Annotated in this window: 20 protein-coding genes and 4 tRNA genes; 5 read left to right on the forward strand and 19 right to left on the reverse strand. The window is 67.9% G+C overall.

Annotated features, from left to right (window positions below; all coding sequences use genetic code 11):
• The 9 genes from mltG to KGQ91_RS13615 form a co-directional block, all read right to left on the reverse strand.
• On the reverse strand, positions 1 to 1,002 hold the full coding sequence (gene mltG, locus KGQ91_RS13575) for an endolytic transglycosylase MltG (RefSeq protein WP_224421194.1): 1,002 nt from the start codon (positions 1,000 to 1,002) through the stop codon (positions 1 to 3).
• Between the two features lie 43 nt (positions 1,003 to 1,045).
• Positions 1,046 to 1,855 (reverse strand): aminodeoxychorismate lyase, encoded by an 810-nt coding sequence (pabC, locus tag KGQ91_RS13580; protein ID WP_224421195.1) that lies wholly within the window; start codon positions 1,853 to 1,855, stop codon positions 1,046 to 1,048.
• A 5-nt stretch (positions 1,856 to 1,860) separates the two neighbouring features.
• Positions 1,861 to 3,099, reverse strand: coding sequence for a beta-ketoacyl-ACP synthase II (fabF, locus tag KGQ91_RS13585; RefSeq protein WP_163650096.1), 1,239 nt, complete (start codon positions 3,097 to 3,099; stop codon positions 1,861 to 1,863).
• Positions 3,100 to 3,270: 171 nt separating this feature from the next.
• The gene (acpP, locus tag KGQ91_RS13590) at positions 3,271 to 3,504 is read right to left on the reverse strand and encodes an acyl carrier protein (protein WP_031383713.1); all 234 of its coding nucleotides are present in this window, start codon (positions 3,502 to 3,504) and stop codon (positions 3,271 to 3,273) included.
• Positions 3,505 to 3,603: 99 nt separating this feature from the next.
• Positions 3,604 to 4,347, reverse strand: coding sequence for a 3-oxoacyl-ACP reductase FabG (gene fabG, locus KGQ91_RS13595; RefSeq protein WP_163650095.1), 744 nt, complete (start codon positions 4,345 to 4,347; stop codon positions 3,604 to 3,606).
• Positions 4,348 to 4,361: 14 nt separating this feature from the next.
• Entirely contained in the window at positions 4,362 to 5,327 is a 966-nt protein-coding gene (fabD, locus tag KGQ91_RS13600) for an ACP S-malonyltransferase (protein WP_163650094.1), read from the reverse strand.
• A 5-nt stretch (positions 5,328 to 5,332) separates the two neighbouring features.
• The gene (gene plsX / locus KGQ91_RS13605) at positions 5,333 to 6,424 is read right to left on the reverse strand and encodes a phosphate acyltransferase PlsX (RefSeq protein WP_224421196.1); all 1,092 of its coding nucleotides are present in this window, start codon (positions 6,422 to 6,424) and stop codon (positions 5,333 to 5,335) included.
• 36 nt (positions 6,425 to 6,460) lie between these two features.
• The gene (gene rpmF / locus KGQ91_RS13610) at positions 6,461 to 6,631 is read right to left on the reverse strand and encodes a 50S ribosomal protein L32 (RefSeq protein WP_163650092.1); all 171 of its coding nucleotides are present in this window, start codon (positions 6,629 to 6,631) and stop codon (positions 6,461 to 6,463) included.
• Between the two features lie 31 nt (positions 6,632 to 6,662).
• On the reverse strand, positions 6,663 to 7,190 hold the full coding sequence (locus KGQ91_RS13615; RefSeq protein WP_163650091.1) for a YceD family protein: 528 nt from the start codon (positions 7,188 to 7,190) through the stop codon (positions 6,663 to 6,665).
• Positions 7,191 to 7,306: 116 nt separating this feature from the next.
• Between KGQ91_RS13615 and KGQ91_RS13620 the strand changes: the two genes are divergently transcribed.
• Positions 7,307 to 7,891 (forward strand): Maf family protein, encoded by a 585-nt coding sequence (locus tag KGQ91_RS13620; protein WP_163650090.1) that lies wholly within the window; start codon positions 7,307 to 7,309, stop codon positions 7,889 to 7,891.
• 19 nt (positions 7,892 to 7,910) lie between these two features.
• Here KGQ91_RS13620 and sppA read toward each other — a convergent pair whose 3' ends face one another.
• Genes sppA through KGQ91_RS13635 form a run of 3 tightly spaced genes read right to left on the reverse strand, consistent with a single transcriptional unit; the run spans position 7,911 to position 10,611 of the window.
• Positions 7,911 to 8,963 carry a signal peptide peptidase SppA gene (sppA, locus tag KGQ91_RS13625; protein ID WP_224421197.1) on the reverse strand — a complete coding sequence of 351 codons (1,053 nt, stop codon included), beginning with the start codon at positions 8,961 to 8,963 and terminating at the stop codon, positions 7,911 to 7,913.
• Between the two features lie 23 nt (positions 8,964 to 8,986).
• Positions 8,987 to 9,658 (reverse strand): HAD-IA family hydrolase, encoded by a 672-nt coding sequence (locus tag KGQ91_RS13630; protein ID WP_163650088.1) that lies wholly within the window; start codon positions 9,656 to 9,658, stop codon positions 8,987 to 8,989.
• On the reverse strand, positions 9,655 to 10,611 hold the full coding sequence (locus KGQ91_RS13635; protein WP_163650087.1) for an RluA family pseudouridine synthase: 957 nt from the start codon (positions 10,609 to 10,611) through the stop codon (positions 9,655 to 9,657). Before KGQ91_RS13635 ends, KGQ91_RS13630 begins: the two co-directional genes overlap by 4 nt.
• Positions 10,612 to 11,299: 688 nt before the next feature.
• On the opposite strand from KGQ91_RS13635, the gene rne reads away from it, so the two are divergent.
• The gene (rne, locus tag KGQ91_RS13640; protein WP_224421198.1) at positions 11,300 to 14,632 is read left to right on the forward strand and encodes a ribonuclease E; all 3,333 of its coding nucleotides are present in this window, start codon (positions 11,300 to 11,302) and stop codon (positions 14,630 to 14,632) included.
• 100 nt (positions 14,633 to 14,732) lie between these two features.
• On the opposite strand, the gene KGQ91_RS13645 is transcribed toward rne, so the two are convergent.
• Positions 14,733 to 16,031: a M18 family aminopeptidase gene (locus KGQ91_RS13645; protein WP_224421199.1), complete on the reverse strand. Its 1,299-nt coding sequence runs from the start codon at positions 16,029 to 16,031 to the stop codon at positions 14,733 to 14,735.
• A 124-nt stretch (positions 16,032 to 16,155) separates the two neighbouring features.
• Here KGQ91_RS13645 and KGQ91_RS13650 point away from each other — a divergent pair, with 124 nt between their 5' ends.
• Together KGQ91_RS13650 and ligB are read left to right on the forward strand one after the other, a co-directional pair.
• On the forward strand, positions 16,156 to 18,210 hold the full coding sequence (locus KGQ91_RS13650) for a carboxy terminal-processing peptidase (protein ID WP_224421200.1): 2,055 nt from the start codon (positions 16,156 to 16,158) through the stop codon (positions 18,208 to 18,210).
• A gap of 111 nt (positions 18,211 to 18,321) precedes the next feature.
• Positions 18,322 to 20,049, forward strand: a complete 1,728-nt coding sequence (gene ligB / locus KGQ91_RS13655; protein WP_224421201.1) for an NAD-dependent DNA ligase LigB — start codon at positions 18,322 to 18,324, stop codon at positions 20,047 to 20,049.
• Between the two features lie 76 nt (positions 20,050 to 20,125).
• On the opposite strand, the gene folE is transcribed toward ligB, so the two are convergent.
• Positions 20,126 to 20,722, reverse strand: a complete 597-nt coding sequence (folE, locus tag KGQ91_RS13660) for a GTP cyclohydrolase I FolE (protein WP_224414729.1) — start codon at positions 20,720 to 20,722, stop codon at positions 20,126 to 20,128.
• Between the two features lie 198 nt (positions 20,723 to 20,920).
• On the opposite strand from folE, the gene folK reads away from it, so the two are divergent.
• The gene (gene folK / locus KGQ91_RS13665) at positions 20,921 to 21,373 is read left to right on the forward strand and encodes a 2-amino-4-hydroxy-6-hydroxymethyldihydropteridine diphosphokinase (RefSeq protein ID WP_224414728.1); all 453 of its coding nucleotides are present in this window, start codon (positions 20,921 to 20,923) and stop codon (positions 21,371 to 21,373) included.
• 11 nt (positions 21,374 to 21,384) lie between these two features.
• On the opposite strand, the gene KGQ91_RS13670 is transcribed toward folK, so the two are convergent.
• The 5 genes from KGQ91_RS13670 to KGQ91_RS13690 form a co-directional block, all read right to left on the reverse strand.
• Positions 21,385 to 21,460: transfer RNA gene (locus KGQ91_RS13670), tRNA-Asn, on the reverse strand.
• Positions 21,461 to 21,488: 28 nt separating this feature from the next.
• Positions 21,489 to 21,564: transfer RNA gene (locus KGQ91_RS13675), tRNA-Asn, on the reverse strand.
• A 70-nt stretch (positions 21,565 to 21,634) separates the two neighbouring features.
• A tRNA-Asn gene (locus KGQ91_RS13680) sits at positions 21,635 to 21,710 on the reverse strand.
• 137 nt (positions 21,711 to 21,847) lie between these two features.
• Positions 21,848 to 21,924: transfer RNA gene (locus tag KGQ91_RS13685), tRNA-Met, on the reverse strand.
• Between the two features lie 91 nt (positions 21,925 to 22,015).
• Complete coding sequence (locus KGQ91_RS13690) at positions 22,016 to 22,972, reverse strand: choline ABC transporter substrate-binding protein (protein WP_224421202.1); 957 nt, start codon at positions 22,970 to 22,972, stop codon at positions 22,016 to 22,018.
• Between the last annotated feature and the right edge of the window lie 2 nt (positions 22,973 to 22,974).

The following is a 22,974-nucleotide window of genomic DNA, read 5'->3' on the forward strand; positions in this document are numbered from 1 at the left end:
CTAGCGATTGAGAATGTAGCGACGCACGGCGGCATTGTGCTCGCGCAGCGTCGCCGAGAAATGGTGGCTGCCATCGCCCTTGGCGACGAAGTACAGGGCGTCGCCGTCGGCCGGGTGCACGGCCGCACGCAGCGCGGCCATGCCGGGCATGGCGATGGGCGTGGGCGGCAGCCCGTCGATGACGTAGGTATTGTAGGGCGTCTTGCGCTGCAGGTCGGCGCGGGTGATGTTGCCGTCATAGTCGTCGCCCAGGCCGTAGATGACGGAAGGGTCGGTCTGCAGCCGCATGCCCTTCTCCAGACGGCGCACGAAGACGCCGGCGATCCGGGCCCGCTCGCCGTCGGCCCCGGTCTCCCGCTCGATCAGCGACGCCAGGATCAATGCCTGATAGGGCGACTTCAGTGGCAGGTCCGCGTCGCGCTCGCTCCAGACCTCGTCCAGCGAGGACTGCATGCGCGCATAGGCTCGCGCGAGGATCGCCTTGTCACTGACCCCCTTGTGATAGCGGTAGGTATCGGGGAAGAAGCGCCCTTCCGGATGCTGGTCGGGATGCCCCAGCCGGGCCATCACCTCGCTGTCATCGAGGCCCTCGAGGGTGTGCTTGAGCTTGACGGCGTCATCCAGCGCCTCGCGGACCTGGTGGAAGGTCCAGCCTTCGGGAAAGGTCACCGTGTAGGTGACCACCTGATCGCTGCCCAGGCGCTCGAGTGCAGCCCGACCGCTCATGCCGGGCTCGAGGCGAAACTCGCCCGCCCGCAGCGCCGGCCATGCGGCAGGCCGAAAACGCTTGGCGAGCTTGAAGGGCCAGGCCTCGGCCAGCACGCCCCGGCTCACCAGGTCATCGACGACACGGTCGAACCCCGCGCCCTGGGGGACTTCGTAGAGCATCGACTGTTCGATAGCCAGCGGCTGCACCAGCTGCGACTGCCAGTACCGGAAGGCGCCGTAAGCCACGAGTCCCAGTACGGCCAGCGCGGCCAGACACAGTTTCAACCAACGCATGCGGAGTCCTTACGCGAAAGCGGGCGCCGCCGGACGCCCGCGGTCAGTCGGTGAGGCGAGGATACCCCAGCAGCTCATGGGCAGCATCCTGCAGGATACGTGCAGACGTGGACGGGACGGGCCAGGCCTGCCGCTCGACGCCCCGGGCATCGAGCAGGCGTCGCACCGGCCACAGCCCCTGCACGGAGTTGCCGACCCACAACGAATCGGCCTGCATCAGCGCATCGACACCGGCCGTGACGACCGCGATCGGCAGCCGCTCCCGGAGACCCTCACGCAGGGTGCCGGCCACGCCACAGGCGTCCAGGGCCGGGGTTTCCCAGCGACCTGCACGATGCCAGAAAAGGTTCATGCTGGTGGTCTCGACGACATGCCCCTCGGTATCGAGAAGCACCCCTTCGGCAATCGCGGGATCGTCCCACTCGCGCCGGGCCATCACATTCTCGAGGCGATTGAGGTGCTTGATGCCGGCCAGCGCAGGCTGCCTGGCCAGACGCAGATCGCACAGGCGAATCGTGACGCCCTCGCGCCAGGCGGTTTCCCGCGGGGCGAAAGGCGTCACTCGCCAGCGGTATCGCGGCTGCGGCTCGACCGGCGGCAGATACCCCCGTCCGCCACTGCCCCGGGTCACGATCAGCTTGAGCACGGCCAGCCCCGAGCCGGCCCGGCCCGGCAGCGCCGCCGGCAGGTCATGCTCGGGACAGGGGATCCCCAGGCGCTCGCAACCGCGCCGGAGCCTTGCCACATGGGCGTCCCAGAGCAGGGGCCGACCGTCGCGGACGAGGACGGTCTCGAACACCCCATCCCCGTAGGCCAGCCCACGGTCGTCGAAGGGAACGCCGTCGTCCTGCATGCGGATCAGACGCGCGAGAAGATCAGCGAGCCGTTGGTCCCGCCGAAGCCGAACGAGTTCGACAGCGTGTGCGTGATGGCCGTTTCACGGGCCGTGTACGGCACGTAGTCCAGCCGGCACCCCTCCTGCGGATTGTCCAGGTTGATGGTCGGCGGCGCCACCTGGTCACGCAGTGCCAGCACGCAGAAGACCGCCTCGACGGCACCGGCCGCGCCCAGCAGGTGGCCGATCATCGACTTGGTGGAGCTGACCGCCACGTTTCGCGCCGCGTCGCCCATGACCCGCTCGATGGCCTGGCTCTCGGCCAGATCCCCGGTGGGGGTGGAGGTGCCGTGGGCGTTGATGTACTGGATCTGCTCGGGTGCCAGCCGGGCGTCGTGCAGCGCGTTGCGCATGGCCGCCGCCGCGCCGCGACCGTCCTCGGGCGGCGCGGTCATGTGGTGGGCGTCGTCGCTCATGCCGAAGCCCGTCAGCTCGGCATGGATCGTCGCCCCCCGTGCTCGGGCGTGCTCGTAGTCCTCGAGCACCACGACCCCGGCGCCATCGGACAGCACGAAGCCGTCGCGATCGCGATCCCAGGGGCGGCTGGCGGCGGCCGGGTCGTCGTTGCGCGTCGACAGCGCCCGCGCCGCGGAGAAGCCGCCCAGGCCGAGCGGTGTGGTGGCCATCTCCGCCCCGCCGCAGACCATCACGTCGGCGTCGCCGTAGGCGATGGTGCGCGCCGCGTAGCCGATGTTGTGCGTACCCGTGGTGCAGGCCGTGGTGATGGCGATGTTGGGCCCCTGGAAGCCGTAGCGGATCGCCAGGTTGCCGGCGATCATGTTGATGATCGAGCCCGGCACGAAGAACGGCGAGATGCGCCGCGCCCCGCCCTTGAGCAGGGCGTTGTGGTTGTGCTCGATCATCGGCAGACCGCCGATGCCGGACCCGATCGCCACCCCGATACGGTGCGCATTGTCCTCGCGGCATTCCAGCCCGGCATGCTGGACCGCCTGCGAGGCCGCCGCGATGCCGTACTGGATGAACAGGTCCATCTTGCGCGCATCCTTGGGGTTCAGATAGGGGCTGATATCGAACCCCTTGATCGAGCCGCCGAAGCGCGTATTGAAACCACTGGTATCGAAATGCTCGATCGGGGCTATGCCGCTCTTGCCCGCCAGGATATTGCTCCAGCTTTCCTCGACGGAATTACCGACCGGTGTCACCAACCCCAGTCCGGTCACCACGACCCTTCTACGAGGCATCAGCTCTCCTCCAGATGTCCATGTCAGGCGCTTGCCTAGCGGCGCACCCATGCAGCTCGCCATTATACCCGAAGCGTACCGGCTATGGGGTCTGGCACCCTAAAAAGGAAAGCCGCTCTGTCACCAGAACGGCTTTCCGAGTACAGGCATTCAGCGCCGTCGCACGTCGGCTTACTGGTGAGCCACGACGTAGTCGATCGCTTCCTGTACCGTGGTGATCTTTTCCGCTTCCTCGTCGGGGATTTCGGTGTCGAATTCCTCTTCGAGCGCCATCACCAGCTCGACGGTGTCCAGGGAATCGGCGCCGAGATCTTCGGTGAAGGATGACGAGTTCTGGATGTCCTCTTCCTTGACGTTCAGGCGCTCGGCTACGACCTTCTTCACGCGCTCTTCGATGGTGCTCATTCTGTGATTACTCCTAGTGGTACATATCCGCCAGCCGGAAACTGCCGGGTAGTTTATAGACGGCCCCAGATCGACGCAACCAAGGCGTCGAGCACGGCCTCAACGCATGTTCATGCCACCGTTGACCTGCAGGGTCTCGCCGGTGACATAGCCTGCCGCATCGCTGGTCAGAAAGCCCACCGCCGCGGCAATTTCCTCGGGAGCGCCCAGGCGCGCCAGCGGAATCTGGGTCAGCAGCGCCTTGTGCTGCTCCTCGGGCAGCGCCTCGGTCATGTCGGTGGCGATGAAGCCGGGTGCCACGGCATTGACGGTAATGCCGCGCGAGGCGACTTCCCGCGCCAGAGCCCGAGTGAAGCCCTCCATGCCCGCCTTGGCGGCAGCATAGTTGGTCTGCCCCAGGTTGCCCATGGTCGCCACGACCGAGCTGATGTTGACGATGCGCCCGAAACGCGCCTTGGTCATGCCTCGCACACAGGCCTTGGTGACGCGGTAGACGGACTTGAGATTGGTGTCGAGCACCGCATCCCATTCCTCTTCCTTCATGCGCATCAGCAGGTTGTCACGGGTAATTCCGGCATTGTTGACGAGAATGGTCGGCGCGCCGAACTCCTCGACGATCGCCTTGAGCAGGGTATCGATACTGGCCGGGTCGGTGGCATCGAGCCGCCGACCACCGCCTTCGATCCCCTGCTCGCGAAAGTCGGCATCGATGCGCTCGGCGCCGGCATCACTGGTCGCCGTGCCGATGACGATGCGCCCCTGACGCCCCAGCTCGTGGGCGATGGCACGCCCGATACCACGACTGGCACCGGTGACGAGGGCGATTCTGCGTTCGCTGGTCATAAAGCCTTCTCGAATCAATCGTTGGCGTTCTGGCCGACCGCTTCCCGCGCCAGCGTCAGCGCCGACGCCAGACTGTCGGGATCATTGGCCGCCAGCCCCTTGGCCCCGCGGGCCACGCGCTTGTTGAGCCCGGTGAGCACCTTGCCCGGCCCGCACTCGATGAACACCTCGGCGCCCTGGGCGAGCATGGTCTCGACGCAGTCCGTCCAGCGTACCGGCTGATAGAGCTGTTCGATCAGGCGCGTGCGCAAGGTGTCGATGTCGGCATGCGCCTGGGCGTCGACGTTCTGGACCACCGTGTAGCGCGGCGTCTTGATCTCGATCTCGCCCATGGCCGCGGCCAGCCGCTCGGCGGCGGGCTTCATCAGCGCGCAATGCGACGGCACCGACACCGGCAGGGGCAGCGCCCGCTTGGCGCCGGCCTCCTGGCACAGGGCGATGGCGCGTTCGACGGCGGGCTTGTCGCCCGCGATCACCACCTGCCCCGGCGCATTGTAGTTGACGGCCGCGACGACCTCGCCCTGAGCGGCATCGCGGCAGGCACGCTCGACGGCCTCATTGTCGAGACCGAGGATCGCCGCCATGGCACCCCGGCCGGCCGGCACGGCCTCCTGCATCGCCTCGCCGCGCAGACGCACCAGCTTTACCCCCTCGGCAAAGCCCAGCGCCCCGGCGCAGACCATCGCGCTGTATTCGCCCAGGCTGTGCCCGGCCATGACCAGAGGGCGCGGGCCTTCCAGTTCCTGCCAGACACGCCAGATGGCGACGCTCGATGTCAGCAGCGCCGGCTGGGTGCAGGCCGTGGCGTTGAGCGCCTCTTCCGGCCCCTCCTGAGCCACGTGCCACAGATCGTATCCGAGGGCGTCGGACGCCTCCTCGAAAGTGGTTCGCACCACGCTGTATCGTTCGGCCAGCTCTCTCAGCATGCCCAGGTGCTGGGAGCCCTGCCCCGGAAAAACGAGGGCCAGGGATTGAGTCATGGCATTCACCTTTCAGGATTGAAATCGTCGGGTCTCGAGCGGGCGGAAAACCCGCTATCCCCCGGGCCGCACGCGACCGACGGGATAGCGGACTGTCCCAGCGCCTGCGCCAGCCGCGACGGCAGATCACGGCGCACCTCCTGCACCGCACGGGAGACGGCAAACGCGAACCCCTGGGCATCGGCACGGCCGTGGCTCTTCACCACGATGCCTGCCAGACCCAGAAGACTGGCGCCATTGTAGCGGACCGGATCCAGCTGACGCTTGATACGCAGCAAGGCCGGACGCGCCAGCAGCGTGACGAGACGACTGCCCCAGTGGGCGGCGAAGGTGGTCTGGAAGCGCTCCACCAGCATGCGCGCCAGCCCTTCGCTGGACTTGAGCACGATGTTGCCGACGAAGCCGTCGCAGACCACCACGTCGGCGTCTCCGTTGAACAGGCCGTCACCCTCGACGAACCCGATGTAGTTGAGCGACGACAGGCGTCGCAGCCGCTCGTCGGCCTCGCGAACCATCGCCGGGCCCTTGGTCGCCTCGACGCCCACGTTGAGCAGGGCCACCCTTGGGTGCTCGAGGCCGTCGACATGTCGCGCCATGACATCCGCCATGCGCGCGAAATCGACCAGCCGCTCGGCGGTGGTCTCGATATTGGCACCCAGGTCGATCATGTAGCAGCGACCGCCGCCGCGGGTCGGGATGGCGGTGGTGATCGCCGGTCGCGGAATGCCCGCCACCATGCCCAGGGCACGGCGCGACAGCGCCATCAGGGCACCGGTGTTGCCGGCACTGACGCCTGCATCGGCCTGCCCGGCCGCCACGTCATCGAGCATGCGGGCCAGACTGCTGCTTCCCCCGGTACGCAGGGCCTGGGAAGGACGCGCCGACTGCGCGATCACCTCGCCCGCATGATGGACACTCATGCGCTCACGCACTGCTCCGTAGCGACGAGGCAGTGACGACAGTTCTTCTTCGAGCCGCACTTGCGGCCCGAACAGGCGGATGGACAGCGAGGGATGCGCGCACAGCGCTTCGGCGGCTCCCCGAACCACGGCGCGGGGACCCTGGTCCCCGCCCATGGCGTCGATGGCGATACGCACGACGTGACGCCGAAGTCGCCCGAATTCAGCGCTGCGTCAAGCGTCGACGACCTTGCGGCCGCGATAGAAACCGTCCGGTGCCACGTGGTGACGACGATGCGTGGTGCCGGTTTCCTTGTCCTGGGACAGGGTCGGGCCGGTCAGCGCGTCGTGGCTGCGGCGCATGCCGCGCTTGGAACGGGTCTTGCGGTTCTGTTGAACTGCCATGGGTAGTACTCCAAAGAGCGTGTCGAAATAATCAGTGTTTATCCTTCAATGTGCGCAGCACATCGAAGGGGCTTGTCGCGGTCTCGTCCGAATCCTCGGTGTCGGGACGGCTGGCCAGCTGGTCGCGCGACACGGCGCACGCCGCCTCGTCGTGATAGACCACCTGCGGCAGGCTGAGGATCAGTTCGTCCTCGATGACCGGCAGCAGGTTGAGCTGTTCGTTTTCCACCAGGACCGGCTCGTAGTCGCCGGGCAGGTCGGCGGCCAGGGCATCGCTGCTCACCATGCCCAGCAGCCAGCGGCTCTCGACCGACACCGGCAGCGGCTCCAGGCAACGCCGGCAGGCGAGCTGCACCGAGGCACTCAGCCACCCCTCGATGTAACGGCGCCCCTGAGGGCCGACACCGAAGGCAAGGCGCACCTCGCAGTCACCCTGCTGAGGCCCGGCCTCTTCGGCCAGACGCGTCATGGCATCCAGAGGGACACTGCCCTCGAGCGTCTGTTCGCCGGCAGCCAGCCGGTAGGGCTCGACGTGCAGGGGAAGTCTAGTGGTCATCATAGGCGCGCAATAATAGGGATTCCCCCCGGGCCTGTCAAAGCGCACCGTCACGCCCTGTACAGCCCGCGAGCACGGGGGCAGACTGAGCCCTCCACTTCCTCCGCGAGGACACTGCCATGAGCCGTCTCGTTCTGGCTTCCGGATCGCCCTGGCGCCGCCAGCTGCTCGAACGCCTCGGCCTGCCCTTCACCTGGGCGAGCCCCGACATCGACGAGCGCCCCCGTGACGGCGAGCCGCCCGAGGCACTCGTGCATCGCCTGGCCCTGAGCAAGGCCGAGCGAGTGGCCCGCGACTTCGATGACCACCTGGTCATCGGCAGCGACCAGATCGCCCTGTTCGAGGGCGACATCCTCGGCAAGCCCGGCGACGAGGCCACCGCCCGGGCCAACCTGGCCCGCTTCTCGGGCAACCGCGTGCGCTTTCTCACCGGCCTGGCGCTGATCGACACCCGCGCCAGTCGTCACTGGGTCTGCCACGAACGCTACGACGTCGTCTTCCGACGACTCGGCGAACGCGAGATCGCCCATTACGTCGCCCGTGAAAAGCCCCTGGACAGCGCCGGCAGCTTCCGCATGGAAGGTCTCGGCGTCACGCTCTTCGAGCGCCTGGAGGGCGACGACCCCAACACGCTGATCGGCCTGCCCCTGATCCGCCTGTGCGCGCTGCTGCGCGAGGCCGGCCTGGACCCCCTCGCCGCCTGACCCCCGAGCCTCGCCGCACTCAGTAGGCCTGATAGCGCACCGGCGAGCGGGTCGAGGGCAGCCCCAGCCACTCGGCGGCGACCCGGCCGAACTGACGCGACAGGCGCGTGAACGGGTCCAGCGACGGCGTGTAGTCTTCCAGCGGCAGACCGTCGAAGCGCTCCCGATCGAGCTGCTCCAGGCTGGCCAGCTCGTCCACCAGTCCCAGCGACACGGCCTGCTCGCCGGTCCAGACCAGCCCCGAGAACAGCCGCGGGTCATCGGCCAGCCGGTCGCCGCGACCGGCCTTGACGGCGTCGATGAACTGCCGATGGGTGGTGTCGAGCACCTGCTGCCAGAACTCGCGCTGCTCCGGCGTCACCGGCGCGAAGGGATCCAGGAAGTCCTTGTTCTCGCCGGCGGTGAAGACCCGCCGCTCCACCCCCAGCTTATCGATGGCGCCCTGGAGACCGAAGCCGGCATGAATCACCCCGATCGAGCCGACCAGGCTCGCCGGGGACGCATAGACGCGACCGGCCGCCGAGGCGATGTAATAGGCGCCGCTGGCCCCGATGTCCTCGATGACCGCCACCACCGGCTTGCCGCCCTGGGCCACGAGCCGCCGCAGCTCGGCGTAGACGCGCTGCGACTGCACCGGGCTGCCGCCGGGACTGTTGATGTCGAGCACCACGGCACGAGCATCCGGATTGCCCCAGGCCTGCCTGACGCCCTCGATGATCCGTTCGGCACTGGCCCGCCCCTCGGCATCGATGGCGCCCTCGACGCGCACCACGGCGACATGCGGCCCCGTGGGCGTCGGCCCGCCGGCCTGCCGGACGCCACTGAAGACCGCCCACACCAGCGCCAGCAGCAGCCCGGCGAACACGAAGCGGAAGAACAGCTTCCAGCGCCGTGCGCGACGCTGCTCGACCAGCACGCCCTCCATCCAGCGCTCCATGAGCTGCCACTGCTGCCATTGCCGACGCTCGCGCCAGTCCGCGCCCGCCTCCTCCTTTCTTTCTCTTCGCGGCTCGTCGCCGGGTGGTACCTCTTCCCCGCCGGTCCAGGGATCGTCATTGCGCTCGTCGGCCATCACGCACCTCCTCGATATTCACTTCAGCCATGGAGCCAGTCGATGACGGCCGCAAAGTCGTCCGCCGTGAAGGTCGGCTCGCACTGCGCGAGGCGCTCCGGCGCGTGCACCCCGTAGGTCACCGCCACGCGATCCATGCCCAGCGAGCGGGCCATGGCCATGTCATATTCGGTATCCCCGATCATCAACGCCTCCGATGCCGCGACGCCGGTCTCGATCAGCAGCTCCTCGAGCATCCGCGGGTCGGGCTTGGAACGGGTCTCGTCGGCGGTTCGCGTGGCGTGGAACCAGCCGCCGGCGCCGGTCGTCGCCAGCGCCCGATCGAGCCCCCGGCGGCTCTTGCCGGTGGCCACGGCCAGCCGCGTTGCCGGGGAACGCCGCAGCCGCCCCAGACCCGCCTCGACCCCCGGGAAGAAGGGGGTCGGCGACTGGTCGGCGGCAACGAAGCGGCGCGCATAGCCGGCCCGCAGGGCCTCCGCCCGCCGGGCGTCGATTCCCGGACACAGCCGGGCGATCGCCTCGGGCAGCCCCAGCCCGATGATGTCACGCACTGCCTCGCGACTCAGCGGCGTCCAGCCGATTTCCTCGGCCGCCGCCTGCATGCAGCTGACGATCCGCGCCTCGGAATCCACCAGGGTGCCGTCCCAGTCGAAGATCACCAGCCGATAGCGAAGCTCTCCGGTCGAGGAGGTCATGAGGACATCCCCCGCCCGCGGGCACGCTCGAGCACCCCCTCGAGCTCGTCACCCAGCGGCGCCCGCACCCTGACGGGCCGGCCACTGCTGGGCTCGGGAAAGGTCAGCGACGCCGCATGCAGGAACAGGCGTGGCAGCTTCAGCTCCGCCGCCAGGCGACGCGCCGCCGCGGTACCGTACTTGTCGTCCCCCAATAGAGGGTGTCCCGCGTGAGCGGCATGCACCCGAATCTGGTGGGTGCGCCCGGTCACCGGCTCGGCCTCGACCAGGGTCACCCCGGCCAGCGTCTCCTGGACGGCGAAACGGGTCCGCGCCACCTTGCCGGCCGGGTCGACGCGCACGCGGCGTTCGCCGTTGCCGGCGTCATAGCGATCCAGGCGCGCACTGACGAAATCCCGGCGAGCCGGCCAGCGCCCGGCCACCAGCGCCAGGTAACGCTTCTCCATCTTGTGCTGCTTGAGTGCGGTGTTGAGCGCCAGCAGCGCGGGACGTGTCTTGGCCAGCAGCAGGCATCCCGAGGTGTCGCGGTCGAGCCGATGCACCAGCTCGAGAAAGTCGAGATCCTCGCGTACCTGACGCAGCGCCTCGATCAGGCCGATCTTCACCCCGCTGCCGCCGTGCACCGGCAGCCCCGAGGGCTTGTTGATCACCAGCCACTGCGGCCCCTCGATCAGCACGCTGCCGGCCAGCAGGTTGCGCAGGTTGTCGCTGACCTCGCGCACCGCCTCTTCCGGCGCCAGCCGCAGCGGCGGGATGCGCACCTGATCGCCGGGCACCAGCCGATAGTCGGCCTTGACGCGCTTCTTGTTGACGCGCACCTCGCCCTTGCGGACGATCCGATAGATCAGCGCCCGCGGCGCCCCTTTCAGGCGCGTGTGCAGAAAGTTGTCGATGCGCTGCCCGGCGTGGGCCTCGCCGATGTCGACCCATTGAATGTCGCGCCCTTCGGCCATGCTCTCTCCTTGCCTGTTCCGGCCTCAGTGACCGAAAGCCCCATTCTAACCCACCTCGGCGGTGTCAACGTCAATTGCCGCTATACGGCTTTACTGTTATATTCCGAAGTCGCTCGGATGGGTGAAAAGCACCCATCGTCACGCGCCTGCCCGATCAGCACGCAGGCCCGAGCCATGATTCCGGCGATGGGGACATCCCCATCGCCATGCAGTGAAAAGTGAAAGACGACGCCACGCCCGGGCCCGATCACGCCTGATGCCTGATCGAGACCACGGGGACTTCAACACCGTGCCGGAGGCCGGCGTCGGCGAATCGAACAATGCCAGGTGTCTGGCGGTCGTCTGCAGGACCGGCCGGGGGATGCACCCCGCCGCGACATGTCCTGCCGCCGCCGCGTACTCAACATGATCTTGCCATTCCCGGCCCTGCCGGGGCTGGCGCCACAGTCACGACATGCGCTGAGCACAGCACGACAGCACGAAGCGGTTCGCCGTCGCCGACGCAAAAGGAATCGCTGGTCAGATAATAGACGTGCGGAAACAAGCACCACGCGCCTGGCGGACCGGGATATGGCCTGACTCGTGTCAGCCTTCACTCGCCCGCGCAATACCGTGAGCATCCGCGCCGACATTTCCACAGCGTTGTCCCCAGGCCCGCCTCCCGGTGCGAGCCAACTAGCGAGACAACATGAAACGGATGCTCATCAACGCGACCCAGCCCGAAGAGCTGCGCGTCGCCCTCGTCGATGGACAGCGCCTCTACGATCTGGATATCGAATCCGGCGCCCGCGAACAGAAGAAGGCCAACATCTATCGCGGCAAGATCACCCGCGTCGAACCCTCCCTGGAAGCCGCCTTCGTCGACTTCGGTGCCGAACGCCACGGCTTCCTGCCGCTCAAGGAAATCTCCCGCGAATACTTCACCAAGGAGCCTTCCGGTCGCCCCAACATCAAGGAGGTGATCAAGGAGGGCCAGGAAGTCATCGTTCAGGTCGACAAGGAGGAGCGCGGCAACAAGGGCGCGGCGCTCACCACCTTCATCAGCCTGGCCGGCCGCTTTCTGGTGCTGATGCCCAACAACCCGCGGGCGGGCGGCATCTCGCGGCGCATCGAGGGCGAGGAGCGCGCCCAGCTCAAGGAGGCGATGTCGGCGCTGACCCTGCCCGACAAGATGGGCGTGATCGTGCGCACCGCCGGGATCGGCCGCAGCACCGAAGAGTTGCAGTGGGACCTCGACTACCTCGCTCAGGTCTGGGAGGCGATCACCGAGGAGGCCGGCAAGCGCTCCGCGCCCTTCCTGATCTACCGCGAGTCCAACGTGATCATTCGCGCCATGCGCGACTACCTGCGCCAGGACATCGGCGAGGTGCTGATCGACAGCCCCGAGGTCCATCAGGAGGCGCTGGGCTTCATTCGTCAGGTCATGCCCTCCTACCAGCAGAAGATCAAGCTCTACGCCGATGACGTGCCGCTGTTCTCGCGCTTCCAGATCGAATCGCAGATCGAGACCGCCTACCAGCGCGAGGTCAAGCTGCCCTCCGGCGGCTCGGTGGTGATCGACCACACCGAGGCGCTGGTCTCCATCGACATCAACTCGGCGCGCGCCACCCGCGGCAGCGACATCGAGGAAACCGCCCTGCAGACCAACCTCGAGGCCGCCGACGAGATCGCCCGCCAGCTGCGCCTGCGCGACATCGGCGGCCTGGTGGTCATCGACTTCATCGACATGTCGCCGGCGCGCAACCAGCGCGAAGTCGAGAACCGCATGCGCGACGCGCTCAAGATCGACCGCGCCCGCGTGCAGATCGGCCGCATCTCGCGCTTCGGCCTGATGGAGATGTCCCGTCAGCGCCTGCGCCCCTCGCTCGGCGAGACCAGCGGCGTGGTCTGCCCGCGCTGCGACGGCCAGGGCACCATCCGCGACGTCCGCTCGCTGTCGCTGTCGGTCATGCGCCTGATCGAGGAAGAGGCGATGAAGGAGCGCAGCGCGCAGATTCGCGCCATCCTGCCGGTGCCGGTCGCCACCTACCTGCTCAACGAGAAGCGCGCCACCCTGGCCGACATCGAGCAGCGTCAGGGCGTCAAGGTGGTGCTGCTGCCCAACCCCGACATGGACACTCCGCACTACGACGTGCAGCGCCTGCGCGACGATCACGTCAGCGAGGAAGGCGAGCACAAGTCCAGCTTCGAGCTCTCCACCGACACCGAGGTCGGCAAGGAACCCGACCTGACGCTGGCCAAGCCCATCCAGCGCACCGAGGCGGCGGTCAAGGGCGTGGCCCACAACGCCCCGGCACCGGCCTCCCTGCAGCAGCCGATCGAGGACGAGACGCGCCACCAGGACAGCGCCACCCTCCCCGCGCCTACCGGCCTGCTGTCACGCTTCTTCAAGGGGCTCGGCAAACTGATCGGCACCCCGGAAGAGGAAGGCACCGATGCCGCCCAGCGCGGCAACGGCGAGGCCTCAGGCAGCCATGACGGCGCCGCCGCCCGGGACGGGCAGGGTCGCGGCAACGGCGGCCAGCGCCGTCGCCGCCAGGAAGGCCAGCGCAGCGATAGCCGTCGTGACGACGAGCGCCGCGAGAACGGGCGCCGTCGCAATGCGCAGCGTGACGACGCCCGGCGTGACGACGCCCGGCGTGACGACGCCCGGCGTGACGACGCCCGGCGTAGCGACGCCCGTCGCGACGAATCCCGTGGCGAAGAGCCACGCGAGAACGGGCGTCGCCGCGACGAAGCCCCGTCACGTGACGAGAGCCGCGACGACGGCAAGCGTCAGGGCGATCAGACCGGCAAGCCATCGCGTCAGGGCACCGGCAAGGAGGGCGGTGGCCGGAAAGGCCCCCGCCAGACCCAGAAGGGTGACAAGACGGAAAAGGCCGACACCCAGCAAAGCGAGCCCCGGAAGGCCGACAAGCCGGAGAGCGGCAAGGCGCGTCGCGACGATGACAGGAGCGACAAGCCGAACAAGCTTGCCGGGGCCGAAGGCGAGGCAGCGGAAGACACGGACTCTCGTCCCAAGCGCACCCGCAACAACCCCCGTCAGCGGCGTCGGCAGCATGCCCTCAACCCCGAGTCGGTCGCCGAGCAGGAACGGCTGAAGGCCGAGGCGCCGGCAGCGGACCAAGCCGCGAAGCCGGAAGCCGCCGAGAAGGCAGAAGCCGCCAAGCCGGAAGCCGCCGAGAAGACAGAAAGCACGAAGTCGGAAGCCGCCGGGACGCCGGCCGCCGAGCCGAGCAAGACCGAGGGCCGCGACAGCAGCGACGAAACGGCCCCGACGGCAAAGGCCGCGAAGGAGCCCGCGACCCAGGCCGACAGCCCGGCCGATGGCGGCGCGACCGACGATACGGCCGGGGCGGCGACCACCGCCGACAAGCCCGCCGCCCGGAGCCGCCAGCGCAAGCGGCGCGGCGAAGGCGACACGGCGAAGGCGGCCACCGAGGATGACGGCAAGGCATCCCCGTCCTCCGTCGAGAGCGAGAAAAAGGCGGCTACCGAAACGGCTGGCGATGCGTCCGCCCAGAACGCCGCCCCCGTCACCGGTTCCGAGACTCCCGCCGAGGCACCCTCCACCCCGGAGGAACCGCAAGCCACCGGCACCGAGTCCCGGGCTCATCTCGATGCACCGGCAGCGGAAGCCTCGGCCCCGCAGACCGATGACACGCCGGCAGACAAGGCTGAAGCAGTCGCTTCCGAGGCAACCCCGGCAGCCGACACCAAGCCGCAGGCCGCAAGCAACGCCGAGCCCGAGACGACCGAGGCACCACAAGCCGAGGCTGACGCAGGCACCGGCAAGACCAGCGAGCCGGAGGCATCTGCCAAGGCGGAGACACCGGCGAGCGAGCCGCCGGCCGCTCCGGCCAGGGCCGAGCGTCGTCCGCGCCGCCGGCGGGCGCACAACGACCCGCGCGAGAAGCGTCGCCGCGAGCAGCAGCCCGCCGCCAAGGAAACGCCGGCACAGGCCGAGGAAGCCCCGAGCGCGACCGAAGCCTCCTCGAGCCAGACCGAGAGCGATCGCTGATCGCGCACGAGACGCCTCGGTAACGCAACAACGCCCGCCCTCCGTCAGGAGGGCGGGCGTTTTCTTGTCTACCCCGGATTGTTCAGCGCGGCGGCACGGCTCAGCCCAGTCGCGAGCGGTTGACGAAGGCCGTCAGCGTGCGAATCAGGTAGGCGATGTCATGCACGCCGGCGGTTTCACGGATCGAGTGCATCGCCCACTGCGGCACCCCCACATCCAGCGTGGGTACACCGATCTCGCTGGCGGTGATCGGCCCGATGGTGCTGCCGCACCCCATGTCCGCCCGCGTGACGAAGCTCTGCACCGGCACCCCCGCCTCGTGACAGAGATCGCGAAACAGCGCCGCCGTCTCGCTGGTGGTGGCGTAGCGCTGATTGGCATTGACCTTGATCACCGGGCCGCCGTTGATCGCCGGACCGTGGGCGGCGTCATGCTTGTCCGGAAAGTTGGGGTGCAGGGCATGGGCATTGTCGCAGGAGATCAGGCGCGAGCCCTGGATCAGCCGAACCAGCCCTTCTTCACCGGCCTCGCCGCACTGGGCATTGACGCGGCGCAGCACATCGGCCAGGAACGGCCCCTGGGCACCGCAGGCACTGGCACTGCCGACCTCCTCGTGATCGTTGGCCACCAGCAGTGCCCCCTGGCTGCCGTCGGCGGCCAGCAGCGCTTCCAGGCCACAGAAGCACGACAGCAGGTTGTCGAGGCGGGCGCCGGCGATCAGTTCCGCCTCGACCCCCACGCGGCTGGGCGGCTGAACATCATGGAGGCACAGCTCGAAGGCCAGTGGCTCGACGTCTTCCAGCCCCTGCTGCTCGTGGAGCCAGCGCTTGATAAGCGCCGTGAAGTCCGAGTCGCCGCCGCCCTGCAGCAGCACCGGCGCCATCTGGGTCTGCGCGTTCAGGGCACGCCCGTTGTTGGCCTCGCGATCGAGGTGAATGGCCAGGCTGGGAATCGTCGCCACCGGGCGATCCACATGGATCAGCACGCCTTGGGTAGTGCCGTCCTCGCGGCGCACATGCACGCGACCGGCGATCCCCAGGTCACGGTCGAACCAGGGCGCCAGCAGCGCCCCGCCGTAGACCTCGACGCCGAGTTGCAGCCAGTCGCGGTTGCGCAGCGCCGCATTGGGCTTGAGCCGCAACCCGGGGCTGTCGGTGTGCGCGCCGATCATGCGCAGCGTCTCGAGGCGCCCCTCGGGCAGCTGCAGGGCGATCAACGACGAGTCGTTACGCGTCACGAACACGCGGTCGCCCGGCGACAGCGACCACGCCCGGGTCTCGTCGAGGCGACGATAACCGGCGCCTTCCAGCCGCCGGGCCATGTTGGCGGTCGCGTGCCAGGGGGTCGGCGAGCGGGCCAGGAATGTCAGGAGGCGTTCCAGGGTCGGATCTTGGGGCATGCTCATCCTCGTCGGGGTCTATGTCTGGCGATACAGGCTGCTACAATGCCAAACCGGCTTGTGCGGCATCCGCGGGCCGGTCACCAGGGAACAGAGTGTACATGAAACCGGGAGTGCTTCATCGATGAGCCTGACTGCAGTCATCCAGCGCGTGACGATCTTCCTGCTGCTGATCGCGCTGGGTGTACCGGCCCTTGCCGGCCCCACCCCCACGGATGCCCAGCGCCAGGCGTCGACCGAAGTCGCGGACTCTCTGGAATACGGTCACTATGCCGACGTCACGCTCGATGACGCCTGGTCGCGACGTGCCTTCGACCGCTTTCTCGATGTGCTCGATTCGCAGCGCGCCTATCTGCTGCGAAGCGATGTCGATGACTTCAGCGATCTGCGCACCTCGCTCGATGACGCCGTCACCCAGGGCAAGCTGGATCGTGTCTACGCCCTTTACGGTCGCTACCAGCAGCGCCTGGAGGCCCGCCTGAAGTGGCTGCTGAAACAGGTCGATGATGGCCTGGACTTCGACTACACCGGCCAGGGCCGCCTGGCGCTGGATCGCGAATCGGCCGACTGGGCCCGCGACGAGGGGGCGCTCGACACCCTCTGGCACAAGCGCCTGAAGAATGCCGCCCTGTCCCTGAGCCTCAGCGACCAGTCGCCCGAGGCCGTGCAGAAGACGCTCCATGATCGCTACGAGGGTCAGCTCTCCCGGGTGAGCCAGACCAAGCCGGAAGATGTACTGGAGCTGTTCATGGCCGCCGTCACCGGCACGGTGGACCCGCACACCGAGTACTTCTCGCCGCGTCAGAGCGAGTCCTTCGACATCCAGATGCGGCTGTCGCTCGAGGGCATCGGCGCCCTGCTGCAGACCGAGGGCGAGTACGTCAAGGTGGCCAGCCTGGTTCCCGGCGGCCCCGCCGCCAAGAGCGGCGTGCTGCAGCCTGCCGACCGCATCGTCGGCGTGGGCCAGGGCAAGAGCGGCGAGATGGTCAACGTGGTGGGCATGCGCCTGGATGACGTGGTCGAGCTGATCCGCGGCCCGAAGGGATCCACGGTGCGCCTCGACGTCATTCCCGCCAAGGCGGTGGACGTGACCCGCTCGCACGTGGTGAAGATCGTCCGCGACACCGTCGAGCTCGAGGACCAGGCCGCCAGCAGCGAGGTGGTGACCGTGCATCGCGACGACGGCGACCACCGCATCGGCGTGATCAAGATCCCCACCTTTTATGTCGACTTCGATGCCTGGCAGGCCGGGGAAGAGGATTACCGCAGCTCGACCCGCGACGTCGCCAAGGAGATCAAGAAGCTCAAGGCCCAGAACGTGGAGGGCATCCTGCTGGACCTGCGCAACAATGGTGGCGGCGCCCTCCAGGAAGCCAACTCGCTGGTGGGGCTGTTCATCGACCGCGGCCCCACCGTCCAGGTGCGTGACGCCCGGGGACGCATCAGCCTGTATGGCGACACCGACAGCGGCGTCGCCTACGACGGCCCGCTGGGCGTGCTGGTGAATCGCCTGTCCGCTTCCGCCTCGGAGATCTTCGCCGGGGCCATCCAGGACTACGGGCGCGGGCTGATCATCGGCAGCCAGACCTTCGGCAAGGGGACCGTGCAGACGCTCAGCGACCTCAGCCACGGCCAGATCAAGCTGACCCGCGCCAAGTTCTACCGCGTCTCGGGAGAGAGCACCCAGCTGCGCGGCGTCACCCCGGACATCAGCTTCCCCAGCCTGATCGATCCGCAGACCATCGGCGAAAGCAGCCTCGACAACGCCCTGCCCTGGGATACCGTGCGCGCCGTGCAGTACCGTCGCTACGGCCACCCGAGCGCCTACCTCGACACCCTCAAGGCGCGCCACCGCCAGCGCGTCGAGCAGGAGCCGAACTTCCTCTACCTGGAACAGCAGGCCAGCCTGATCAAGAAGCTGCGCGAGCAGCAGACCAGTGTCAGCCTCAATCGCGAGCAGCGCCAGCGCGAGATGGACGCGCAGGAGAAGGAGGAACTGGCCCTGGAAAATCGCCGGCGGCGGGCGCTGGGCCTCGAGCCGCTCGCGCACTGGGCCGATGCGCGCAACGGCGACACGAACGGCGGCGGCGAACCGGCGCCGGACCCGATCGATCGCGCCCAGGTGATCGAGGGGTCGCAGATCGTGCTGGATTACGCGCGACTCGGTCGGTCGCACTGACGCACACCACGCACCCTCCGGTGTTCGACGCGAGGTAACGACGACCGCCACCCCCCGGGGTGGCGGTCGTCGTTTCAGCCCACCGATTCAGTCCCTGGAGAGCCCCCGCCCATGACCGCCTGCCATCACCCACACCTACCGATTGCCCTCCTGGCACTCGCCCTGCTGCTGGTCGTCTCGCCGGCCCGAGGTGACACCGACGCCTGCGACGGGCGGTCGAGCGAGCAGCTGCAACACGACCTCGATCGGCTTTCGTCGCGCCTGCAACGCTGGGCCGATGCCTATTACCGGCACGGCACCCGCCTGGTCGAGGACGGCGTCTACGAAGCCGCCAGGCGGCGTCAGGCACGCTGGCGCCAGTGCCTCGGCCTCACCGCCCCGCCGCCACAGCCCCATGCCCCGACCGGCGGCGAGGTGCGACATCCCGTCGTGCAGACCGGCCTGACCAAGGCCGACTCCCGCCAGGCGGTCGCCGAATGGCTGCGCGCCCGCCAGGATCGAGAACTCTGGATCCAGCCCAAGGTCGACGGCGTCGCCGTCACCCTGCTCTACGAACAGGGCCGGCTCAGCGCCGCCGTCAGTCGTGGCGACGGGATTCGCGGGCAGAACTGGCTGCCCCGGGCGCGGGTGATCGCGGCGATCCCCGAACGACTGCCCGGCGCGCCGCCCCGGGTGGTGCTGCAGGGCGAGCTCTATGACAAGCGCCCGGGGCATGTGCAGTCGCGCGACGGCACCGACGGCGCCCGTGCAGCGATCAGCGGCCTGATGGCACGCGAGTCCCTCGATGCCGAAGCGGCAAGCCGTATCGGCCTGTTCGTCTGGGACTGGCCGAACGGCCCTGAGGCCATGCCTGCCCGGCTCGAGCAAATGGCGGCCTGGGGCCTTGGCGACGCCAGGCGCGACACGCGGCGGGTCCACAGCCTTCGCGACGTGGTGCAGCAGCGCCAGTCCTGGTATCGCCACCCCCTGCCCTTCGCCAGCGACGGCATCGTGCTGCGCCAGGGGCAACGCCCAGCGGCGGCGACCTGGCAACCCGAGCCACCCGACTGGGCACTGGCCTGGAAGTATCCGGCACACCGCACCCTGGCCGACGTCCGGCGCGTCACCTTCTCGATCGGCCGTACCGGGCGCATCACGCCGATCGCCGTGCTCTCGCCGGTCACGCTCGACGATCGCACCATCACGCGGGTCAGCCTGGGCTCGCTCGCGCATTGGCGCGAGCTGGACGTGCGTCCCGGCGATCAGGTGCAGGTCTCCCTGGCCGGCCTGACCATCCCCCATCTCGATAACGTGGTGGTGCGTCGCAGGCCTCGCCCGAGCGTGGACGCGCCCGATGCCGAGGCTCATGATGCCTTCAGCTGCCTGAGCCCGGCGCCCGGCTGCCGACAGCAGTTCCTGGCCCGGCTCGAATGGCTCTCCAGCGATCACGGGCTCGCCATCGACGGTATCGGCGAAGCCCGCTGGCGACAGCTGGTGGAGGCGGGGCTGGTCACCTCGCTGCTGGACTGGCTGGACCTGCGTGCGCCGGCGCTGAAGCGCCTGGACGGCGTGGGGCGCGCCAGGGCCGCCAACTGGATGGACGCCTTCGAGCGAGCCCGCCAGGCTACCGATACCACCTGGCTGAAGGCCCTGGGCCTGCCGAGCGTGGCGCCGGCAGCCCTGGAGCGCGAGGGGCGCTTTGCCGGTGTCGAACGACTCGCGTCACGCCACCGCCGCGACTGGCAGCGCATCGATGGCGTCGGCCCGGCGGGCGCCGACGCGCTGTGGCGCTTCTTTCATGAGCCGGGCACGCGGGCACTGCTGGACGAGCTGACCGAGCGCGGGCTCCTGGCCCGCTGAGCTTCCCGAACGCGACGACGCCATGCCGGTCGGCATGGCGTCGCAGGTCGGGCGCGGGCGCGGGCGCGGGTGAGGATCAGTCGGCGACCGAGGCGCCGGACAGCCGGAGAATTCTCAGGAATTCACGGCGCGTCGCCGGGTTCTTGCGGAAGGTCCCCAGCATGCGGCTGGTCACCAGGCTGGCACCGGGCTTGTGAATCCCCCGCGTGGTCATGCACTGGTGGGACGCTTCGATGACCACGGCCACCCCCTGGGGCTGCAGCACGTCATGCAGGGTATCGGCGATCTGCACGGTCATCTTTTCCTGAATCTGCAGGCGCTTGGCATAGATCTCCACCAGCCGGGCCAGCTTGGAGATGCCCACCACGCGGCGATCGGGAATATAGCCGATATGCGCCTTGCCGATGATCGGCGCCATGTGATGCTCGCAGTGGCTCTCGAAGCGGATGTCGTTCATGACGATCATCTCGTCGTAGCCTTCCACCTCGGAGAAGGTCCGCTCGAGCACCCCCACCGGGTCGGAGGTGTAGCCGGCGAAGAACTCCTCGTAGGCACGCACCACCCGAGCGGGGGTATCCACGAGCCCCTCGCGCTCGGGGTCGTCTCCCGCCCAGCGTATCAGTGTCCGGACGGCGTTTTCGGCCTCTTCACGGCTCGGCGCTGTCGATGCCATGCTTATCCTCGTGAAATCCCGCTCATGCTTGCGACTCCCGCCCCGCGGCGGAAACCATGGACAGAGGTTGTCGAGCAACCTGACGCCGAATCATATCACGATCGCCCAGTAGCGGTCCCCACCCCGTCCCCGCTCGGTTGAAAGCCGGGAAACCCCCATGCTATAGAACCGGCAGACCGGTCAGGAAAGGATACCCCGATGCCCGACGCCTCCCATGAGTGCCTGCTGTCACTGGGCTCCAACATCGAGCCGCGACGCCATATCACCATGGCCACCACGATTCTGGAAGCCGAATGCCGGGTACTCGCCGCGGCGACGGTCATCGAGACGACCCCGGTGGGCTATCAGGCCCAGCCCAACTTTCTCAACGGCGCCCTGCTGCTTTACACCTCGCTGGACTATCGCGCCTTTCGCCGCTACCTCAAGGACATCGAAGCCCGACTCGGCCGTCGACGCGGCCCCATCAAGTCGGGGCCACGAACCATCGATCTGGATATCGTGCTGTGGGACCGTCGCCTGGTCGACAGTGTTGCCTGGCAGCAGGACTATGTGCGCGAACCGGCACTGGAAGCGCTGGAGCGCGCAGGCATCACCCTGGCACCGCCCGCGCTGGCTTCATGCGCCAGACAGGATGGGGATACGGCGAAATGACAGAAGAAGAATGGCTCCCCGAGCAGGACTCGAACCTGCGACCCAATGATTAACAGTCATTTGCTCTACCAACTGAGCTATCGGGGAATACCTGAAAAAGGCAGGACATCGATGCTGGCTCCCCGAGCAGGACTCGAACCTGCGACCCAATGATTAACAGTCATTTGCTCTACCAACTGAGCTATCGGGGAATACCGTCGATGTAAAAGCTCTATATTACGCGCCTTGGTCGCTTGACTCGACAATGCACGCTGCGATGCTTGGCTCCCCGAGCAGGACTCGAACCTGCGACCCAATGATTAACAGTCATTTGCTCTACCAACTGAGCTATCGGGGAACATCACTTGAGCTCGCGACGTAGTATACGGATTCCTCTTCAATCGTCAAGGCATGTAATCGCCGCCGGGCCCGTCGCAACCCTCGGCTTTCCTTGACGAAAACGCCCAGCGGCAAAGCGCTGGGCTCTCGAAATCCTGGTGGCTACGCCCTGATTCGAACAGGGGACCCCATCATTATGAGTGATGTGCTCTAACCAGCTGAGCTACGTAGCCATGTCGCCGACCGCGCCGAGGCTTGCAGCCCCGGTACAGCGGTTGCGAATTATGCACAGGGGCCGCCGTCTTGGCAACCCCTGCTCGCGGATTACTGCTTGATTCCCAGCGCCTTCTTCACGGCCGGCAGCCCCTGGCCGCCGTCGACGGTGGTCACGCCCTCGAGCCAGTCAGCCAGCACGTCGGGATGGGCCTGGAGCCACTCGCGGGCCGCGACGCGCGGCTTCTTGCCGTCGTCCATGATCGCGCCCATCACCTCGTTCTCCATCGCCAGGGTGAACGTCAGGTTCTTGAGCAGCCGGCCGGCGTTGGCGCAGTCGTCGACGTAACCGGCACGGGTGTTGGTGTAGACGGTCGCGCCACCATAGTTGGGGCCGAAGTAGTCATCCGCACCGGACAGGTAGGCCATGTCGAAGTTGGTGTTCATCGGATGCGGCTCCCAGCCCAGGAACACCATCCACTGCTTGTCGCCCACCTTCGACTTGAGCTCGGCGAGCATGCCCGCCTCGGACGAGTCGACGAGCTCCCAGTCGCCCAGACCGAAGGCATCGTCGTCGATCATGTCCTGGATGATCATGTTGCCGTCGTTGCCGGCCTCGATCCCGTAGAGACGCTTGCCGAACTGGTCGGCGTGCTTGTCGAGGTCGGCCACCGAGGTCACGCCGGCATCGTAGACATACTGCGGCACGGCCAGCGTGTACTTGGCGCCCTCGAGGTTGGCGCCCACGCGATCGACCTGGCCCTTGTCGATGTAGGGATCGCTGATCGACGCCATCGACGGCATCCAGTTGCCGAGGAAGACGTCGAAGTCGCCGTTCTTCAGGCCGGAGTAGGCGATCGGTACCGACACGGTGTCGCTGGTCACGTCATAGCCCAGGCCGTCGAGCACCTCGCTGGTCATCGCGGTGGTCGCGGTGATGTCGGTCCAGCCGACCTCGGCGAAGTGCACCGTCCGGCACTGTTCGGGCACCTCGGCGGCAGCGGCGAGGGGCGCCATCGATGCCAGCAGGCTGCCGGCGACCAGAGTCAGAGAGGATGTCTTGTACATTG

The organism is Modicisalibacter tunisiensis (assembly GCF_020148005.1).
GTDB classification, from domain to species: Bacteria; Pseudomonadota; Gammaproteobacteria; order Pseudomonadales; family Halomonadaceae; genus Modicisalibacter; species Modicisalibacter tunisiensis.

Coding starts and splice junctions, on each gene's coding strand:
- fabF (WP_163650096.1), bottom strand. CDS start 3,099: ATGCCTCGTAGAAGGGTCGTGGTGACCGGACTGGGGTTGGTGACACCG.
- rne (WP_224421198.1), top strand. CDS start 11,300: ATGAAACGGATGCTCATCAACGCGACCCAGCCCGAAGAGCTGCGCGTC.
- folK (WP_224414728.1), top strand. CDS start 20,921: ATGCCCGACGCCTCCCATGAGTGCCTGCTGTCACTGGGCTCCAACATC.
- rpmF (WP_163650092.1), bottom strand. CDS start 6,631: ATGGCAGTTCAACAGAACCGCAAGACCCGTTCCAAGCGCGGCATGCGC.
- acpP (WP_031383713.1), bottom strand. CDS start 3,504: ATGAGCACCATCGAAGAGCGCGTGAAGAAGGTCGTAGCCGAGCGCCTG.
- KGQ91_RS13650 (WP_224421200.1), top strand. CDS start 16,156: ATGAGCCTGACTGCAGTCATCCAGCGCGTGACGATCTTCCTGCTGCTG.
- sppA (WP_224421197.1), bottom strand. CDS start 8,963: ATGGCCGACGAGCGCAATGACGATCCCTGGACCGGCGGGGAAGAGGTA.
- KGQ91_RS13630 (WP_163650088.1), bottom strand. CDS start 9,658: ATGACCTCCTCGACCGGAGAGCTTCGCTATCGGCTGGTGATCTTCGAC.
- KGQ91_RS13690 (WP_224421202.1), bottom strand. CDS start 22,972: ATGTACAAGACATCCTCTCTGACTCTGGTCGCCGGCAGCCTGCTGGCA.
- fabG (WP_163650095.1), bottom strand. CDS start 4,347: ATGACCAGCGAACGCAGAATCGCCCTCGTCACCGGTGCCAGTCGTGGT.
- fabD (WP_163650094.1), bottom strand. CDS start 5,327: ATGACTCAATCCCTGGCCCTCGTTTTTCCGGGGCAGGGCTCCCAGCAC.
- mltG (WP_224421194.1), bottom strand. CDS start 1,002: ATGCGTTGGTTGAAACTGTGTCTGGCCGCGCTGGCCGTACTGGGACTC.
- folE (WP_224414729.1), bottom strand. CDS start 20,722: ATGGCATCGACAGCGCCGAGCCGTGAAGAGGCCGAAAACGCCGTCCGG.
- pabC (WP_224421195.1), bottom strand. CDS start 1,855: ATGCAGGACGACGGCGTTCCCTTCGACGACCGTGGGCTGGCCTACGGG.
- KGQ91_RS13615 (WP_163650091.1), bottom strand. CDS start 7,190: ATGATGACCACTAGACTTCCCCTGCACGTCGAGCCCTACCGGCTGGCT.
- KGQ91_RS13635 (WP_163650087.1), bottom strand. CDS start 10,611: ATGGCCGAAGGGCGCGACATTCAATGGGTCGACATCGGCGAGGCCCAC.
- KGQ91_RS13620 (WP_163650090.1), top strand. CDS start 7,307: ATGAGCCGTCTCGTTCTGGCTTCCGGATCGCCCTGGCGCCGCCAGCTG.
- KGQ91_RS13645 (WP_224421199.1), bottom strand. CDS start 16,031: ATGCCCCAAGATCCGACCCTGGAACGCCTCCTGACATTCCTGGCCCGC.
- ligB (WP_224421201.1), top strand. CDS start 18,322: ATGACCGCCTGCCATCACCCACACCTACCGATTGCCCTCCTGGCACTC.